Origin of the sequence: Actinomadura sp. 9N407 (assembly GCF_044326315.1) — a bacterium.
Classification (GTDB): Bacteria; Actinomycetota; Actinomycetes; order Streptosporangiales; family Streptosporangiaceae; genus Spirillospora.
In genome coordinates this window covers 276,492-294,709 of record NZ_JBIRAW010000005.1, presented here as the reverse complement: position 1 = coordinate 294,709, position 18,218 = coordinate 276,492, and the positions used below count along the sequence as shown (strand labels likewise).

At 70.4% G+C, this 18,218-nt stretch carries 10 protein-coding genes, 1 pseudogene and 2 CRISPR repeat arrays; of the genes and pseudogenes, 3 read left to right on the top strand and 8 right to left on the bottom strand.

The features are described from left to right. Positions 1-121: 121 nt before the first annotated feature. Genes ACH34Q_RS10870 through ACH34Q_RS10860 form a run of 3 tightly spaced genes read left to right on the top strand, consistent with a single transcriptional unit; the run spans position 122 to position 3,957 of the window. Complete coding sequence (locus ACH34Q_RS10870; protein WP_395982693.1) at positions 122-2,011, top strand: hypothetical protein; 1,890 nt, start codon at positions 122-124, stop codon at positions 2,009-2,011. Next, a complete protein-coding gene (locus tag ACH34Q_RS10865) occupies positions 2,004-2,711 on the top strand; it encodes an SDR family NAD(P)-dependent oxidoreductase (protein ID WP_395982692.1) in 708 nt (235 codons plus the stop codon). The genes ACH34Q_RS10870 and ACH34Q_RS10865 overlap by 8 nt, the downstream gene beginning before the upstream one ends. Then, complete coding sequence (locus ACH34Q_RS10860) at positions 2,704-3,957, top strand: AMP-binding protein (protein ID WP_395982691.1); 1,254 nt, start codon at positions 2,704-2,706, stop codon at positions 3,955-3,957. The genes ACH34Q_RS10865 and ACH34Q_RS10860 overlap by 8 nt, the downstream gene beginning before the upstream one ends. Positions 3,958-4,230: 273 nt before the next feature. Further along, a CRISPR array of direct repeats spans positions 4,231-5,296; the repeat unit is 28 nt; unit sequence GGACCATCCCCGCGTGCGCGGGGAGCAC. 113 nt (positions 5,297-5,409) lie between these two features. On the opposite strand, the gene cas2e is transcribed toward ACH34Q_RS10860, so the two are convergent. The 8 genes and pseudogenes from cas2e to cas3 all read right to left on the bottom strand — a co-directional run bounded on the left by cas2e (position 5,410) and on the right by cas3 (position 14,547). Next, entirely contained in the window at positions 5,410-5,760 is a 351-nt protein-coding gene (gene cas2e / locus ACH34Q_RS10855) for a type I-E CRISPR-associated endoribonuclease Cas2e (protein ID WP_395982690.1), read from the bottom strand. Beyond that, positions 5,757-6,706 (bottom strand): annotated as a pseudogene (gene cas1e / locus ACH34Q_RS10850) (type I-E CRISPR-associated endonuclease Cas1e). The gene cas2e and the pseudogene cas1e overlap by 4 nt, the downstream one beginning before the upstream one ends. Positions 6,707-6,712: 6 nt before the next feature. After that, positions 6,713-7,417, bottom strand: a complete 705-nt coding sequence (gene cas6e, locus ACH34Q_RS10845) for a type I-E CRISPR-associated protein Cas6/Cse3/CasE (RefSeq protein ID WP_395982689.1) — start codon at positions 7,415-7,417, stop codon at positions 6,713-6,715. A gap of 1 nt (position 7,418) precedes the next feature. Then, positions 7,419-8,135 carry a type I-E CRISPR-associated protein Cas5/CasD gene (gene cas5e / locus ACH34Q_RS10840; RefSeq protein ID WP_395982688.1) on the bottom strand — a complete coding sequence of 239 codons (717 nt, stop codon included), beginning with the start codon at positions 8,133-8,135 and terminating at the stop codon, positions 7,419-7,421. Continuing rightward, on the bottom strand, positions 8,132-9,334 hold the full coding sequence (gene cas7e, locus ACH34Q_RS10835) for a type I-E CRISPR-associated protein Cas7/Cse4/CasC (RefSeq protein ID WP_395982687.1): 1,203 nt from the start codon (positions 9,332-9,334) through the stop codon (positions 8,132-8,134). Before cas7e ends, cas5e begins: the two co-directional genes overlap by 4 nt. Then, a complete protein-coding gene (gene casB / locus ACH34Q_RS10830) occupies positions 9,331-9,978 on the bottom strand; it encodes a type I-E CRISPR-associated protein Cse2/CasB (protein WP_395982686.1) in 648 nt (215 codons plus the stop codon). The genes cas7e and casB overlap by 4 nt, the downstream gene beginning before the upstream one ends. Then, positions 9,975-11,639, bottom strand: a complete 1,665-nt coding sequence (gene casA, locus ACH34Q_RS10825) for a type I-E CRISPR-associated protein Cse1/CasA (RefSeq protein ID WP_395982685.1) — start codon at positions 11,637-11,639, stop codon at positions 9,975-9,977. The genes casB and casA overlap by 4 nt, the downstream gene beginning before the upstream one ends. Further along, a complete protein-coding gene (cas3, locus tag ACH34Q_RS10820; protein ID WP_395982684.1) occupies positions 11,629-14,547 on the bottom strand; it encodes a CRISPR-associated helicase Cas3' in 2,919 nt (972 codons plus the stop codon). Before cas3 ends, casA begins: the two co-directional genes overlap by 11 nt. A 305-nt stretch (positions 14,548-14,852) precedes the next feature. Further along, positions 14,853-18,115: a CRISPR direct-repeat array (repeat unit 27 nt; unit sequence GCTCCCCGCGCACGCGGGGATGGTCCC). Positions 18,116-18,218: the final 103 nt, after the last annotated feature.

Here is an 18,218-nt window from a genome sequence, read left to right as displayed (position 1 = left end):
AGGGGACCCCGGCAAGCGGGGTGTCGCTGACCGGACAGCTCCCCTGCCGGCGGGGTCGTCACAAGCCGTGTACGCACGGTGAGGTGAGGGTGACCCGGAACGTCGACACCTGGGAGACCCCATGATCTTCACCAGTACGTATCGCGACCGGCGCACCACGCTGGCCCGGGATCTGCTGGCCGCGTACTCGCCCCTGGACCACCCGACCACAGCGCAGCTACCGCCCGAGACCGTGGATGCCGCCTTCGAGCGGGTCCTGCGCCGCTTGGCGGTGCTGACGTTCCTGCACGGCCCTGCGGTCCCGGCCGATTTCCTGGACGCGCTCACCGCTCACGACGCCGACGTGGTGGACCTGGCCGCAGCGTTCCTGGAGACCGGCACCTGGTCTGGGGCGGGCAGTGGACCGAGCGAGCTGCAGCAGGAGCTGGTGCACTTTTCGCGCATCGTCGACATCGGCAGCCTGGGCCTGGCCGCCGGCGCCGCCGAGCACGCGCTGCGGCGGCTGCGCGGCTCCCAGCGGCTTCCCGACCCGCTGAAGATGCTGTCCGAGCTGGTCATCGTCGCCCGCTCCCGGCTTCTCCAGCGAGGAACGCGGCTGCCGGTGCCGTGGCTGCGCCCAGGGCAGGCGGCCGAGTCCGAGCCCGTCCCGGGCCTGACCACGGCGGCTCCGGCGGCCAGCCCGGACTACTGGATGGTGGTCCGCAGCCAGCGGCGGCGGCTGCGGCGCCAGCACCGCGCTGAACTAGGCATGCTGCTGGAGTACCTCACCCCGGCCGAAGCCGCGCTCGCGCTTTGGGCTCACTGCCACGAGCAGCAGGCCGGCACGCCGGTGGAGATGGCCGTTGTCCAGGCTGACGGGATCGGCGGTGTCACCGTCGTGTCCTGGAACTATCAGCCCCTGCCCGACACCGGCAGGTCCGGGGCGGAACGCGACGCGATTGGCCGCGTCGCCGCCACCCTGCCCACCGTGACCCGGCTGGAGGCGGGCGCCGCCACCACGGTCTGCGGCCACCGAGTCGCCGCCTCCGGGCCTGCGGCGGCCTGGGTCACCGAGACCACGGCCGGTACCACGGCAGCGATCCTCGCCGCCCCGGACACTACGGCCCGACCCACCCTCGAACTCCTGGCCGGCCGCAGCCGCGAACTGCTGGCCGCATGGGACGGCCCCGACGTGGTCAGTGTGGAAGCTGCCCACATCCACCTGGACCGCGAGCTCGATCTCGACCAAGACGCCGGCGCCGCCATCGGTGCCGCCGCCCTGAACCTGCTGGCCGCACGGCAAACCCGGCCGCCGCTGCTGACGCCGATGATGGACGACGACCACGTCCAGGTCCGGCTCACCCCCGCCATCTACCGGCAGTACCTGACCAGTGCCTTCGGCTCGGCGCCGATGCATCTGATCTGCGAATCGTCCCCGATCGTCCGCGCGATCGTGGTCGCACTTCACCAGCGGCTCCGCAACAGCCGCCTCGCCAACCGGCTCCAGCACCGCGGCGGCAACCTGTTCCTGCCGCTGGACGACGGAAGCCACTGCGAGCTGTTCGAGGACTACAGCGGCACCCCCATCACCGGATGCGTGTTCTTCGAGGCCGCGCTCCTGATCTACCGGAGCGACCCGGCGCGCTTCGACCGCTACTTCAACGATCGCTACCGACTGGATATCGGCGCCCACGAGCACGCCGCCGCGATCATGTCCCGCTGTGCCCCCTCCCCCGGCCTCGCCGGCAAGCGGCCCCGGCACGACACGACCATGGCCGCCCTGGCCGCCTACTACCGCCGCTTCGCCGACGTCACCGACCCGCACCGGCCCGACCCCCACATCACCGCCCTGGTGCAGAAGGTCTTGGACGAGGCCGACCCGGTGTTCACTCACCTGAACGTGCTGGAGGACTACTACGAGGTTCAGCAGCACCGCGTCCGGGAACTGCTGCGCCTGCTCAACCTGCCGCTGCGCCTCATCACCCTGCATTTCAACGCCGTCACCGGCCGCATGGTCCTCACCGATGACTAGCGACGCGCCCGAGCAGGGGGCGCTGCTGCTGACCGGCGCCAGCGGCACCGTGGGCACGGCTCTGCTGCGCGCGCTCGCCCCGGTCTGGCCCGGCGAGCTGGTCGCTCTCGGCCGTACCTGCCCCTGGCCTCGCGCCGCACCTACCCGCCGCTTCGTTCCGGCTGACCTGGGTGACCCCGCAGCGGTCGCCCGGGTCGGCCGCCGCCTGGCCAAAGGACCCCCGATCGGCGCGCTGGTGTGCGCGGCAGGGATGGACGCCCGCGCCAGCCTGCACGGCATCGACATACAAGCGGCCGCCACTTGCGCCCAGGTCAACTGCTGGGCCCACCTGCAACTCCTGGACGCCGCCACCCAGACCCGCCGCCAGCCCGGCGCCTCCGCAGGGCCTCTGCCGACCGTCCTCGTCTCCAGCGACGTCATCGGTGACGCCCAGCCCGCCACCCTGATCTACGCCGCCGCCAAGGCCGCCGCCGAAGAAGCCTTCCGGCACGCCGCAGCCGACACCGCCCCGCCTGGCATCGCGGTCTTGATACTCCGCCTTCCCGACATCGGCGTCCCGATGCGAGCCGCCACCCCCGGCCCTCCACCGCCACCCCGTACCGGCCGGCCTCCCCATCTGGCACTGGCGGCGGCGGCCGCCACCACCGCCGCGTTCGTGACCTCTGCCCACCTGCCGACCGTGGAGGTATGGCATGCGTGACTGGACCATCTCCACGACCGGCATGGAACCGATCTCCGCCCACACCTACGCCGCCCGCCTGGCCCCATCCCTGACTACGCCCACACCTCGCCGCACCTGCCTGCTCACCGGCGACCACCAGCCCGGCATCGCCACGCTCGGCGCCGCCGCCCTGACGGCCGGACACCAAGTCGCGCTACTCCCCACTGGCCCACAGGTACTCGCCCCCCCCGGCATCGGCCTCCACCTCCAGGCCGGCCAGCAGCCGCCCCAGCCCGCATCCGTCCCCGGCGACGACGTCCGGGACAGATGGGACCTGGCGCTCTTCAGCTCCGGCAGCACCACCGGACGGCCACGCGGCTACGGATTCACCCTCGACCAGCTCGACACCGTCACTGGCTGGTACCAGACGATCTACCAAGCCACCGCCGACACCATCATCGTTACCGCCCTCCCAGCCGCCTACAACTTCACCTTCATCGCCGGGGGCCTGCTCGCATCCCGCCTGGGCGCCCGCCTGCACCTGGTCGACGCCTTCCCTCGCGTCCTGCAGGAGGCCACCCGACTCGCCCCCGCCGCAGACCGCGTCATCGTCCTGGCCAACCCGGTCGTACTAGACCAGGCCGACCCGTCCCCGCCGCCGACCGGAAACCTCACCATCGACTCCGGAGGCGCCCCCCTGAGCAGCACCGCCATCACCGACTACCGCACTCACGGCATCGACGTCCGTGAAGGTTACGGGCTGACCGAGACCGCCTCCCTCACACACTTCGACACCACCCCCGCCGCCCCGCCCGGCACAGTAGGTACCGCCATGCCCGGCGTGACCACCATCATCAACAACGACGCCCACCCACTCCTACAACTGGCCAGCCCCGCCTTGGCCCTCCCTCTCGACCCCGCAGAACCCGCCACCGGCCCGCTCCTGCAGACCACCGACCTCGGCCGGATCGACGAAACCGGCCGGCTACGACTGCTGGGTCGCGCCGACGACCACCCCGTAAACGGGTACTGGCCCCGCGACACCCTCGACGCACTCGGCCCCATCCTGGGACGGCGCTGCGCCATGGTCCGCCACCCCAGCCCCGACCAGGTCACCGTCCACACCTTGACTCCCCTCAGCGCCACAACCCGCACAGCACTTGCTGAACAAGCCGCCGACCTACTCGGCATCCCTCCCAGCCACATCACGATCACCGCCCAGCGGACCCCGCTGCTGCACTCAGCCAAACTCCCCCGCTGGGGCGCGCATCATGCCCCGCCGTAACCGCCACGGGCACCAGCCCACACGTCGTCCCACCACGCTGAAGTGGTGGACATTCGACACCGCCACCCCACTGCATGCCCTCACCGAGAACAGAAAGGATCTGGTCGAGCGAACAACGCCCAAGCGCGGTCCACAACGAGGACGAGCTCAGGTCGCGACCGATGCTTCGAGATAACTGCAGGCGGACGCCGAGAACATCGGACGCTTTATGTCGATGTTCTGCATAACCTGATCGCCCTGGACGCCGCCAGCCAGGCCCCTCCGTCTCAATAGGAGACCATCCCCGCGTGCGCGGGGAGCACTGCCGGTCTGGGTGGCGTGCCTGCTGCTGATCGGGACCATCCCCGCGTGCGCGGAGAGCACCGGCCCGCCGTCGCGCTGCAGCTCTTGCCGGTAGGACCATCCCCGCGTGCGTGGGGAGCACGCCACCCTGTACTTGCCGGGGGCGCTGTACCGGGGACCATCCCCGCGTGCGCGGGGAGCACCTGACCGGGCACCTCGGCCTCGGACTCTGGTCGGGACCATCCCCGCGTGCGCAGGGAGCACGAGCACATGTGGGCGTTGTAGTCCTGGCCCTTGGGACCATCCCCGCGTGCGCGGGGAGCACAGAGCGGCGCACTGTTAATGCGCAGGTCGCAGGGGACCATTCCCGCGTGCGCGGGGAGCACTCGGCCTTGCCTGCTCCGCCGGGCCAGCGCCAGGGACCATCCCCGCGTGCGCGGGGAGCACGCGTTGAAGATCCCCCACTCCGCCCAGACGTGGGGACCATCCCCGCGTGCGCGGGGAGCACAAACGAGTAACCACCTTCCCACCGTTGGCCGTGGGACCATCCCCGCGTGCGCGGGGAGCACATCAGTGATCAGCGAAAGATGTATTCCAGTCTGGGACCATCCCCGCGTGCGCGGGGAGCACTTTCAATGCGTCCGGCGAGAGTGCGGTATGTCGGGACCATCCCCGCGTGCGCGGGGAGCACACAGCGCCCGGCACACGTCCCGCTCATGATGTAGGACCATCCCCGCGTGCGCGGGGAGCACCCCGAGACGTTCTGGACACAGCTCCTCGCGAGGGGACCATCCCCGCGTGCGCGGGGAGCACGCGTGTCCGAGCCCGGCCAACCGCTACTGATCGGGACCATCCCCGCGTGCGCGGGGAGCACTTCACGCTGGATTCCACGATCGTGCCGCAGAAGGGACCATCCCCGCGTGCGCGGGGAGCACTCGGCCATGGCGGCAGGGCTGGCGAACAGCCGGGGACCATCCCCGCGTGCGCGGGGAGCACGAGGCGCTGCTGCTGGCGCACACCCCGGTCCTGGGACCATCCCCGCGTGCGCGGGGAGCACCCTGGCTGACCTGGGCATCTACCAGTGAGTAACAGGACTTCTGAGCACTTGTGAAGGTTCGGACATTTCGGACAGCATGGGGCTGTCGATGCTGGCGGGCTGGTGAGGACGGATCATCGTTTGCCGTAGCGGCGGCGTTTGGAGGCGTTGCTCCACCCTGCTGAGGGTGCTGCGGCAGAGATCTCCGGCTGGTTCTTGGGGCGGCGGATCAGGGTGAGACCTTCGTGGTCGATGGGGTGCCATTTGTGGTCGTGGGTTTCGAAGCTGAAACCTTGTTCGTTGTTGGTGCTGTAGGCCAGCAGGGCGCGGCCGGTGTTGGCGTACTGCTGAACCTCGTCCCACAGGGCCTGGCGGATGCGGGTGGAGGGGCCGCCGATGAAGACGCCTGGAGAGATCTCCATGAGCCAGCGGGTGAGGAATCCGCGGAGTCCGGCGGGGCAGTTGGTGAGGATGATGATCGTCACCAGTTGAGGTCCTCGGCGTAGTTGCGGCCGGACTCGATGTTCATGCCGTGGTCGCTTTGCAGGGTGACGTGGTCGGTGTCGGCGCTGGCGGGGTCTTGGGTGGCGCCGGGGAGAAGGAGTTGTTGATGTCGTTGACGCAGCGGCGCAGGAGGCCGGTCTCGTTGACGCGATCGCGGATGGCGCGTCGGGTGCGGGAGCCGATGTCGTCGGGGCTGTGGGCGGCTTCTTCGAAAGCGACGGGGATGGCGACTTCGGTTTTGTAGAGATCGGCGATGTCTAGGACAAAGGCGAGTTCGTGGCCGGAGTGGATGAAGCCGAGGCCAGGGGCGCAGCCGAGGGCGTGGACGGTGGTCTGAGCGATGCCGTACATGCATTGGGCGGCGGCAGTGACGGCCTGGTTGACGGTGTCGCCGGAGTCGAAGTCGCCGGGGGTGTAGTTGCGGCCGTTCCAGGTGAGGCCGGCTCTGGTTGCCTGTTCGCGGTAGCTGTCTTTGACGCGGCGTCCTTCGCGTCCCAGGAGTTCGTGGCGGCTGAGGCCGGATGGGTCTTCGCCGGGGAACCGCATCCGGTACATGGCGCGGGCGACGTCCAGGCGGGTGCGGCGGTTGGCCCACAGGGTGGCTTGGGCTTCGACGAGGGCGGCCGAGCGGGTGAGGGAGCGGCCGCCGGAGTAGAACCGGACGCCTTGTTCGCCGACCCAGACGACGCCGGCGCCGCTGTCGCCCAGGACGCTCATGGCCTGGTGGGTGACGCGGGTTCCGGGTCCGAGCAGGAGGGTGCCGATGGTGGCCGAGGGGATGTGGGTGATGCCGTCGGCGTCTTCGGCGGTGATGGCGTTGTCGTCGCGATGCAGGGTGCAGCGTTCGAGGTAGATGAACGAGATGCGGTCGCTCATCCGGGTGAGTTCGCGTGGCGAGGATGCCCCGCGTTTGCCGACGGTGGACATCGGCGGTCAGGCCGGGGCGAGGGTCATCAGGCCGCAGCCGTAGGCCTTGGCGCGGCCAAGGCCGTGGGTGAGGGCGGCGCGGAACGCGTCGGCATCGGTGATCTCCAGCCGTCCGTCGAACGTCACCGCGACCACTGTCACCGGTCCGCTCGCGCCTTTCTTGGCGAAGCGGAACTGGCGGCGGTCGTGAACGAGGAGGTCGTGGGTGTCCTGGTCGCGGCCGTCCTGGTCGCGGACGAGGCGCTTTTCGGGGGGCTTTTCCATCACGGTGAACCCGGCCTTGTTCTGCTGTTTGAGCAGCCAGCCGAGTTGATGGGCGGGGCTGAGGTGTGCGGTGATCTTGGTGGGTTCGCCGTCGTTGCGGCGGATGCTGTGGACGGGGTTAGCGGTGAGGCGGAAGCTCCAGGTGTCGCCTTCGGTGAGGCGTTTGAGGAACGGGGCGTAGTCGAAGGTGTCCCAGCGGGCGGTGGTTGGCCAGCCCGCCTGCTCGACCAGGTGGGTGAGGTCGGGCCGCATCGGGCTGACGATGCACAGGTGGGTGTCGGCGTTGCTGTTGCGGTCCAGGCGCCACAGGACGCGGGGGCCGTCGCTGCCGGGGGTGGGGGCTTCGGCGAACGAGGTCATGACGGCCGCGTGCATGGTCTGGGGGGAGGCCAGCAGCTTGCGGGCGCCGACGCGTCCGGTGTTGATGCGGAAGCGCGTCAGGTACATGTCACTCGCTCCTCAGGACGGTCGTCGGGTCGTGCTCGATGTGCTTGGTGGGCTGGGCCGCGCGGGGGTTGGGCACCGTGACGGGGAAGCTGCGGACGCCGCGCAGCGCGTACCGGCGGTGTGCGGGGTCGAAGCTGAGCGGCTGGTCGCGCAGGGTGTTGACGCGGCCGTCCTTGCCGGTGGCCTCCAGGAGCACTTCGAGGTCGACCTGCGGTTGGTCCTTGAGCCGCCATTGGTGCCAGTCCGACGCCTGCCACGGTTGGGTCCTCAGCGCCGTCTCGAGGTCGGCGTCGTCGCGTAGCCGCAGGTCGACTGGTTGCGCCGGCGGGCACGACCGGCGGCCCAGGTAGGGCAGGAATCCGGGCCGCCGCAGGGCCTGGTGCAGGGTGGTCAGCTGGTCGTGGGGACCTTCGACGGCGGCGACAAAGACGGCGTCTGCTAGGTAGAACCGCTCCGACACCGGAAGGGCGCCGCCGGTGTCGGGGTCATGGGCGGTCTGGAAGTCGCGCAGCGGCGTGCCTGGCTGGTCGACGCGGACACCAAAGCGTAGTGCGGCTAGGTCGGACGGGTCGGCGGTGCGGGGGCGGCCGAGTGCTGCGGCCAGCATGCCGAGCACGCCGCTCTTGGTGGGGGCCGCTTCGGTGGTGCGCCGGGCGAAACGCGCCGCCGAGCCCCATGACTGCAGGGGCCCCGCCAGCCGCAGGAGCAGGACGCTCATGCCGAGCCGTTCTGCCGCCGCTCGACCTCCACGCCGACCGCCGACACCAGTGCTTGCAGCGGCAGTTCGGTGCCGAGCGCGGCCAGCGCCTCGGTGTCGTCGCCGGCGCGAGTGACCCAGGTGAGCGTGTCGTCGCCGGCGCCGAAGGCGGTCTCGATAGCGGGGATCTGCTTGGCGAGCCGCTCGCTCGCTTCCCGGACGTGGCCGCCGGTGTCCTGGTCGGCCTTGCAGGGCCGCTCGAACGCACCGACGAAGTTGATCGGGCGCGTCGCACGCACCTTGACCACCACCGCGTCGGGCAGGGTGTGGTGCCCGAATGTGTTGATCTTCCCGGTCGGGAGGGACTCGGTGAATCCGCGGATGAACGCCTCGACCGCGCGGCGGACCGGTTCGTCCGCCGATTCGTCCTCGCGCAGGCCCTTACCCAGGTTCTTGGCGAGCAGGTCGACGTCGAGGGCGGCATAGCGGTAGAGGGTGGCGGAGTTGAACTCCACGGTCCCGATCATGCCCGCGCCGTTGTCGTCCTCCTCGCGTTCCTTGTGGTCGTCGACGGCGGTGTAGTAGTCGGACTCGACGTCGGCGCGGTGGACGCTGATGGCGTGGGCGACCTGGGCGGCGGCGTCGACGTTGATGTCAGAGTCGTCGGCGACCATCCGTCCGAACAGGGCGATGTCGATGGAGTGGCGGCTGTTGGCGTGCTGCTTCGCCGCGGCCTTGTTCTCCTTGTTCTTGAAGAACGTCTTGATGTCGTCGCGGCCCTCGATCGCCAGTTCGGCCAGGGCGTCCAACTGCCGGGCGGACAGGAAGATCAGGTACTTGGCCTCGGGTGCCGGTTCCCGCTGGTCTTCCTTGTCGGCCTTGGCGTTGCGTTTGGGCGGCTCCATCTTGGCACCCGTCGCGGCGGTGATCGTCTCGGCGGCCAGCGCCCATGCGTCGGCCTCGGACAGGGCCTTGTCCAGGCCGCGGATCCGCTTGCCGAGCAGCTCGGCCAGGCGGCGGCTGCGGACTCCCAGGTCCTTGGGATCCAGGATGTCCTGGAACGTTCGGCGGGTGGCGCGCTTCCACGCCTGGCTGGACACCCGGGCCCGGCGGACGCCGCCGTAGACGGCGGACTTGGGCGTGCCGGTGTCGTCCCGGTTGAGGTTGCTGGGAGGGACGGTCTGCAGAAGGTGCAGCTCGACGATGGTCCGGGTCGTCATGGGGTGTCCTTGTCGGTGAAGGCGCCGTTATCGGTCTCGTCGTTGGCTTGGTCGGCCTTGTAGGTGTGGAAGCTGCGTCCCCAGTCACGGCGGACCTCGCTCAGCCCGTCGGGGGTCTGCGCCTTGTAGAGCTGGCGGCCGAGCCGGCCGTAGTCGAGTGGGATGCCGGCGCCGCGCAGCAGAGAGATGACCTCGCGCAGCCGGTAGGCCAGGACGTCAGGGGTCGCGGCGGTTCCCACCCGCACGAAGCGGCGGCGGATCGTCTCCTCGATCTCGCCCTTGGGCATCAGGCGCCGGACGGCCTGCCCCAGATCCACGCCGTGCTGATGCATTGGGGTGCCCTGCGACTGCTGGTGCAGGGCGTACAGGGTGACGGCCAGGAAGTACGCCGCCTCGGCGCGGGTCTCCTGCTTCTGGTCACCGAACGAGTTCTCCTGGGCGAACAGCCGCTCGGCGCCGGTGACGCCCCACAGCTCGGGAACGTCCTGGGGCAGCTTGCCCGCCCCCCGGCGCAGCTGAGCCAGCGCCCCCACCGCCGACGGCCGGTCGGCCAGGAACCCTGTCTGCAGCTCGGCAACGAATCGGCCGGCCGCGTCCTGCACCAGGTCTGCGGGCCATTTGAGTGCAGGTGTCGCCGGCGTCATGCCTGGGCCTCCGTGGTCGGGTCTTCGGGTCGGGGGGTGCCGGGCAGGGCTTTGGCCAGTCGTGCGGTGAAGATCTGGTCGGCGCGGGTGGAGCTGAGCCAGAGCTCGCGGCCGTCCCTGGTCGTCACCATGCGGCCCTGCCAGGCGGTCTCAGCGGCGGCATCCACCATGTCCGCGCCCAGTCCGCGGATCTTGCCGCGTGCGGTCTTCTGCCAGGCGGCGCGGGCGAGCCGGGGGCTCTCCCCCGGTTTCAGCGCGGCAAGCCAGGCCCGGAATGGGCCGTCGAGGGTGGCGAAGCCCAAAGTGCGTGCGGCGTCCTTACGCGGGTCGGCCGCGTCACCGGCGGCCCTGGCCAGGTCGGCGGCCAGATCGCCGAGGATGCCGACGGCATCCTCGGCGTCGGAGACGGCGTCGATCGCCTCGACTCCCAGTTCGGAGTCCTGCTCGTGCAGGAGCACAACCGGCATCGCGACCTCGTCGTCGATCACCTCGTCAATGATCGACTGCTGCGTTCCGTACACCGCGCCGAGTAGCCGCGCCCGCAGCAGGTAGTCCTTCGGCAGCGGGCCTTCGACGGTCAGGCGTGCCAGCCAGTCCAGGATCCGGGGCCGCACGATCGCCGCCGCCTCCTGGCGCTGCTCGAACCCATCGGCCTTACCGGCGATCAGCGCACCCAGTCCGCGCCAGCCGCTGCGGGCCTGATCGTGCACGCGCGGCAGATAGACCTGCGCCTCCTTCAGTTTCTTCTCCTGGAACGGGCTGCGCCGCCAAGCCGTCATCGGCTCGCAGGCATGCTTGTTGCGTGGTGCGAGGGCGTCCCCATAGGCCAGGACAACGCCGTACACGCCTTCGTCGTCGAAATGCAGCCGGACGCGACGCGCCGGCCAGGTGTACAGGTCCCGCAGCCCATACGGCCGACGGGCGGCCTCGACCTCGTCCAAGGGCTTAGCTGTGGGGACATCGCGTGTCCAGATGGGGCGGTCGTTCTTGGGGTCGACCTGCAGCGTTGCGGTGTCGAAGGCGATGAGGTTGAGCAGCAGCGTTTCGCGCAGGTCATCGGCGGCGGCGAGCACTCCACCCAGATTTCCCGCCCACGCCACACCCTGGGGATAGCCCCTGCCGCCCTTGGCCCGCGGGTCGCCGACCGCTCCGGTCTTGATGCCCGAGGTGTCGAACGCCTGCGCGTGCACCAGCCACCGCGCGGCCTCAGCGAATTCCAGCCGCTCGACCCCTTGTCCGCGCATCGTGAAAAACGGCGCCCCATTGGGAACATCGGCGACGATCTTGTCCAGGGACGACACCTCGTCCTTCGCGGTGTGCAGCGAAGGTGTCTGCAGGAACGGCGTCTGCGGGTGAAGGAGATCGAAACGGCCGCGATGCTCGTCCAGGTACTCCTCGATCCGGCCGATGGGCAGATCGCCGTCCCACAACTCTTCCCACGCTTCCAGGTCCTGGGGGCCCTCGACCGCGTCGTGCAGGATCGCCAGCAGCAGCCGCATCAGTGCGAATTCCTGCGTCGGCAGATCCCCGACGATCCGGCGCAGCGTGCGGGCCTGGTCGAAGACCTCTCGCAGCGACAGCACGTCGCTGGTGCCATCGGCGCGCAACACCGGAATCCAGGCTTGGCATGTCAGGTCGAAGGATGGGGGGTCATTCGACACGGGTGGCCTCCAGGCCGTCGTCCTTGCTGTAGCTCAATTCGTAACCTGCCAGCCGGGTACGACAGTTCTCGTCAAGGAACAAGATCAGTTCTCCGGCCAGCCAGGAACTGTCCCGGGACTGCCAGGCCGAAATGACCTCTTTCTCCAGTTCTGCGATCGCCTGATCGGTGATCTGCGGGATAGAGAATTGGAACGGGAGCCGCAACCCGCATGCCGCCACGATGCGGCCCAGCCTCGGTTCGGGAACGGCCTCGGTCGGCAGGACGAGCCCGCCCCGGCCGCCGTCCAGCCAGGGCACCGTCCGCACCGTTCCGTCGGCCAGGCGCTGCACCACCAGCACCTCCAGCGACTCGACGCCGTCGCGGACCTGTGCGCGTCCGGCGGGAGTGTCGTCGGCCTCGCCCGCCCCCGCGTCGATCCAGCCGATCAGCGCGGTCCCGTCCCGGCCGGCGGCCGCCAACTGGAACCCCTCGGCCTTGGTGCGCTGCTTGGCGATGTGCACCAGGTGCCGGTCGTGGGCGGCGTCCATCTCCTGCCGCCAGGACTCCGGTCCCGCGGGCGCGGTTCCGTAGGCGCGCTGGACCAGCGGGCTGATGTCCTCGGGCAGCCGCACCGTGCGTCCTGTCGGCGCCGTCCCGGTCAGATACGGCCACAGCACCGCGGCCGACCGCAGCAACGCGTGCGGTCCGTACACCCGCTGGGAACCCTTCACCGCTTCCGGCGGGGCGGTGCTCCAATCCGCGCCGACCACCAGGCACCGCGCTTGCCGCAACCGCTCAGGGCGATCACTTTGTCCCGGGCCGCGCTGGTGGCGGTGCAACCGCCCCATCCGCTGCAGCAGCAGGTCAACCGGACACAGGTCCGACACCAGCAGATCAAAGTCGATGTCCAGGGATTGCTCGGCAACCTGGCTCGCCACCACCACATGGGGCCCGCCAGGACGAGCGCGACCGTCCCCGGGCGGGCCGAAGTCGTTCACCAGGTCACTGTCCTTGCGCATCCGGTCCAGGTCGAGGAAACGGGCATGCGCGACAGTGACGTTGTCTTGACCGAGCCGGCCGCGCAGGACGGCGGCGGTCTCCAGGACCCGCGCCACGGTGTTGCGCACCACCAGTACGCACCCACCCCCGGTCAACTCGTGCACGAGCCGATCGGCCAGCACCTCAAGGTCGTCATCGAGGGGCTCGACCTGCACATCGGTACGCCGTCCTGAGGCGGCCACCTCGTGCACGGCCCGCGTCCCGTCCCTGCCGGCGACGGTGATCAGCGGGTAGCCGGTCGCTGTCTCGACGGCTTCCGCGCCCTCAACGGCGGTGTAGGCCTCCACCAATTCACGGCGACGGCCCGCCGGAAGCGTCGCCGACAGCACCACCACAGGGACCCCGTACACGCCCAGCCATGACAACACCAGATCCAGATACGAACTCATGTAGGCGTCGTAGGCGTGCACCTCGTCGATGACCACGACCTTGCCCGCCAAGGCCAGATGCCGCAGCGCCAGATGCCGGCTCTTGAGCCCCATGAACAGCACCTGGTCGATGGTCCCGACACCGAACGACGCCAGCATCCCCTTCTTACGACCCCTCAGCCACTGATGAGCCACCAGCTCGGCCGCCGCGCCTTCCGAGGCCTCCTCATCCGGCTGCACGCCGCGCACCGAATGATGATCAGCCCAGGTCAGAGCCCGGAAATCCTCGTTCAACGCAGCCTTGGAATGGGCCAGCTGCACCGACCGCGCACCGGCGTCCGGCCGCTCATCGGGCAGACAATCCAGCCAGCTCAGCACCCGCGAGAACATCGCATTGCTCGTCGCCATCGTCGGCAACGCCACGAACACCCCACCCGCACCCGACCGGCTCGCGAAGATCTCAGCGACCGCCAGCCCAGCCTCGGTCTTGCCCTCCCCCATCGGCCCCTCAATGATCATCAAGCCCGGCGCCATGTCACTGGCTGCCCGTACCGCCCGCTCCTGCAACGGCCGCACCTGCGCACCAACCGGCAATTCGAAGCGGGACGCGAACAGGTTCGCGGCATCAGATCCCGGGTCGAGGGCCTGCCAGGGCGGGGGAAGCGCCAGGCCGCGCCACGCCGCTTCGACACGGTCGCGATCGCTTTGGTCCCGGGCGTCCAGCGAATAGGGGAACAAGTCGGCGTTGCTGGCGATCCAGTCGGCGACGATCACCACACCCGTCAACACCGCCTGCGCAGGCTGGGAAAGCTTCACCTCACGCCATTCCGGCAGCCGCTCCGCCACATCGCAGACCTCGGCGCAGGCATCCAGCAACTCCCACTGCACCCCGCTCCATACCTCCGCGCTCCCCGTAGAACGCAGCAGCCGCGGCCGCGCGGCCAGCGCCTGAATGTCGCTCATCGTCGGCGGAACCCCGTGATGGCCCCCCGCGACCACCGCCCACTGCCACGCCGACCGCTTGGACCAGTCGTATTGATCCATCAGCCACTCATGCAGCAGCAACATCCCCGCAAGCCCATGAGGAGCCAGCCGCCGATCATGCAGCTGAGAATGCAGCGGCATCTCCAAATTTTGGGCCCGCATTCCATCGGCGAGCGATTCGACCTGGCACGCGAACGCCGGCGTCGCCTTCCCGATGTCGTGCGTGGTCGCCGACCACACCACCAGCCGCCGCGCATCGTCCGCACCCTCGGGCAACGCCGCGCTGATCACATGCCGCACCTGGGCAGGAAGCCACTGATCCCACAACAGCCCCGCCACCGCGCCGCTATCTGCCATATGACGCCACAACGGGAGCCAGTCGTCCGTATCGCGATCATGCTTTGCCCACGCATGACGCGCAGCCGGAGACAACCCGCTCCCGAGCCGCGCCCACCCCGCCACCGCATCCAGCACACCCGCATCCAACCCGTCCGACCCGAGATCACGTGCCACCATCGACGGACCAGTCCAGAACCGGACACCCTCGCGCCAAACGCCTTCCAACTCGCTACAGAGTTGGCCTCCCGTCATCCCACTCCGCACCCGCGGGGACGCAAGGCGCACTTTCTGAAACGAAACATGACCCGCTCCACCAACACATCGATAAACGACGCCACGCCCCTTAGCGCCAAGACCCGTAGTCTGACCATCACGCGACGCCGCCACTCCAACCCGGGGCGCCACCAATGTCCGAATTGTCAGAATCTCCACAAGTACTCAAAATCACTGTTACCGGCCGGTAGACTCCCAGGTCAGCAAGCCCGCTCCCCGCGCACGCGGGGATGGTCCCTCGCGGCGGACGCGGTGTCACGGTGCTCCACCCCGCTCCCCGCGCACGCGGGGATGGTCCCTCCTGAGCCAGGATGTCGAGGACCCCGCTGCCCCGCTCCCCGCGCACGCGGGGATGGTCCCAGACCTTCCTTGACGTCAAGGGCGACATTGAGCCGCTCCCCGCGCACGCGGGGATGGTCCCGCGCCCAGCAGCTCGGCGGCGGTTCGGGCACCCCGCTCCCCGCGCACGCGGGGATGGTCCCCTCCCCCCCTCGGGAGCGGACGTGCCCCTGCGCCGCTCCCCGCGCACGCGGGGATGGTCCCTGGTTCCGCCCTCCAGGAACAGGGCGGAACTGCCGCTCCCCGCGCACGCGGGGATGGTCCCCTCGCGCCCCCTGATTAAGAGTCAGGTGCTCTCCGCTCCCCGCGCACGCGGGGATGGTCCCTACATCTACAAGCGGTTCGGAGCGCGGCCGGACCGCTCCCCGCGCACGCGGGGATGGTCCCCTTTCCACCCTCAGAGAACTTCAGGTCAGGAACCGCTCCCCGCGCACGCGGGGATGGTCCCGGACAGCCTTTGCTTTCGGGTTTGCCCACAGACCGCTCCCCGCGCACGCGGGGATGGTCCCTGCCCGGCCAGCTCGACGCGGCCGGAGTGCGCCCGCTCCCCGCGCACGCGGGGATGGTCCCTGCTGGGCGAACGCGTACCCGATCGTCGCGACCCGCTCCCCGCGCACGCGGGGATGGTCCCCTGGACCCGTCCAAGGCGACCAAGGGCATGGGCCGCTCCCCGCGCACGCGGGGATGGTCCCTTCATGTCCTCGTTGTCGAACTCCAGGAACCGCCGCTCCCCGCGCACGCGGGGATGGTCCCATCACCGACCTGACCCGCCGGTACCGGCTCCACCGCTCCCCGCGCACGCGGGGATGGTCCCGACGACCAGCAACAGCCGCCACACGACATCACCCGCTCCCCGCGCACGCGGGGATGGTCCCTGGATCGGCAACCAGAAGACGGGTGCGCCGTGCCGCTCCCCGCGCACGCGGGGATGGTCCCTTGCCGTTGCACACCTGCGGGTACCGGGCCCGCCGCTCCCCGCGCACGCGGGGATGGTCCCGACAGCGGATTCCCGGGGCCGTCCGCCGCCGGCCGCTCCCCGCGCACGCGGGGATGGTCCCATCGCGTCGAACTGCTCGGGCGTGATCCCGTACCGCTCCCCGCGCACGCGGGGATGGTCCCTTCTCGCCGGTGGTCCGGGTGCCGAGCTTCATCCGCTCCCCGCGCACGCGGGGATGGTCCCGGCCGGGCCGGACTCCGGCCGGGGGATCTCGTCCGCTCCCCGCGCACGCGGGGATGGTCCCGTGCCCGCGCTGCCGGGACGGACGCTGGTGCTCCGCTCCCCGCGCACGCGGGGATGGTCCCGCGTGCGTGCCGTCGGTGACGACACCGGCGTCCTGCTCCCCGCGCACGCGGGGATGGTCCCCGGTTCCGCACCTCGTCCATGTCCTCGGGCGGCTGCTCCCCGCGCACGCGGGGATGGTCCCGCGTTGCACATCAGCGTCGCGTACTCCGACTCCTGCTCCCCGCGCACGCGGGGATGGTCCCCGACGTCGGATCCCGCGAGGGACGCTGGTGATCTGCTCCCCGCGCACGCGGGGATGGTCCCTGGGCGAACTCGGTGAGGACGGCCCGGTCGTGCTGCTCCCCGCGCACGCGGGGATGGTCCCTGGCGCCGGTGCCATCCGTGTGCTGGGGATAGCTGCTCCCCGCGCACGCGGGGATGGTCCCTACGAGACCAGCGTCCTGCCCGGCCTCCTGCACTGCTCCCCGCGCACGCGGGGATGGTCCCGTCTTGTAGTTGACCGGCCGGCCCCAGTGGTTCTGCTCCCCGCGCACGCGGGGATGGTCCCCTTGTTGATCAGGTACGTCGGCTCGTACGCCGCTGCTCCCCGCGCACGCGGGGATGGTCCCGAGTGCGGCCGCCCGCTCACGGACGCCGCCAGCTGCTCCCCGCGCACGCGGGGATGGTCCCCAGCACAGGAACGCGGCGCTGGGGTGCGGGCCCTGCTCCCCGCGCACGCGGGGATGGTCCCGCACCCAACGCGCCCTGAACATCCTGGCCAAGCTGCTCCCCGCGCACGCGGGGATGGTCCCAGAGAGATCATGGCCCGTGCGATGTCGGGATTCTGCTCCCCGCGCACGCGGGGATGGTCCCTTCGGCGTCACGCTCCTCGCGGCCGCGTTCCTCTGCTCCCCGCGCACGCGGGGATGGTCCCCTTGGGACGGCGGGCCCCTCGGTCACGCTGGTCTGCTCCCCGCGCACGCGGGGATGGTCCCACGCGCAGCAGGTAGAGCAGGAGCAGGTCGGTCTGCTCCCCGCGCACGCGGGGATGGTCCCACGTCCGGAGCGCGCGCCGGAACCTGGGCGTGCTGCTCCCCGCGCACGCGGGGATGGTCCCCGGGCCTCTTTGCTGTACGGGACCAGCGCGCACTGCTCCCCGCGCACGCGGGGATGGTCCCGCTGGGCATCGCGGTTGCGGCGATCGGCCCGCCTGCTCCCCGCGCACGCGGGGATGGTCCCGCGCTCCCGGCCGGGTACGAAGACGTCGGCCTCTGCTCCCCGCGCACGCGGGGATGGTCCCGCACCGAGCAGTGCGACGAGTGCGAGACGACCCTGCTCCCCGCGCACGCGGGGATGGTCCCGTGCGGCCCAGGTCGGGCGTCTCGACGGACTCCTGCTCCCCGCGCACGCGGGGATGGTCCCTTCTACCCCCGCACCTTGGACATGACGGTGCGCTGCTCCCCGCGCACGCGGGGATGGTCCCGGCCTCTACACCACCTACGACTTCGCCTTGGACTGCTCCCCGCGCACGCGGGGATGGTCCCTCTCTGCCGCCGCCGCCCTCGCGGATGTGGCGCTGCTCCCCGCGCATGCGGGGATGGTCCCGTCCGCTTGGCGGTGTTGACCAGGCCGTTGGTCTGCTCCCCGCGCACGCGGGGATGGTCCCCACTCGAAATACGCCACGCTCGAGTGCTCGCCGCTGCTCCCCGCGCACGCGGGGATGGTCCCGGCGCCCCGCTCGTGGGCCCGTTCTCGGGGCACTGCTCCCCGCGCACGCGGGGATGGTCCCTGCGCGGCCTGATCCTGCCCGAGCTTGCGGGCCTGCTCCCCGCGCACGCGGGGATGATCCCGCCACGAAGCCGGGAAGCTCCTGCACGGCGTCCTGCTCCCCGCGCACGCCGGGATAGTCCCTCGTACTTGATGGCTTCGCGCGGTCCAGGCTTCTGCTCTCCGCCCATGCGTGGCCGTGATTTCACGCAATCGCGTGGACAAATACGCACGAATCTGCCGGTGA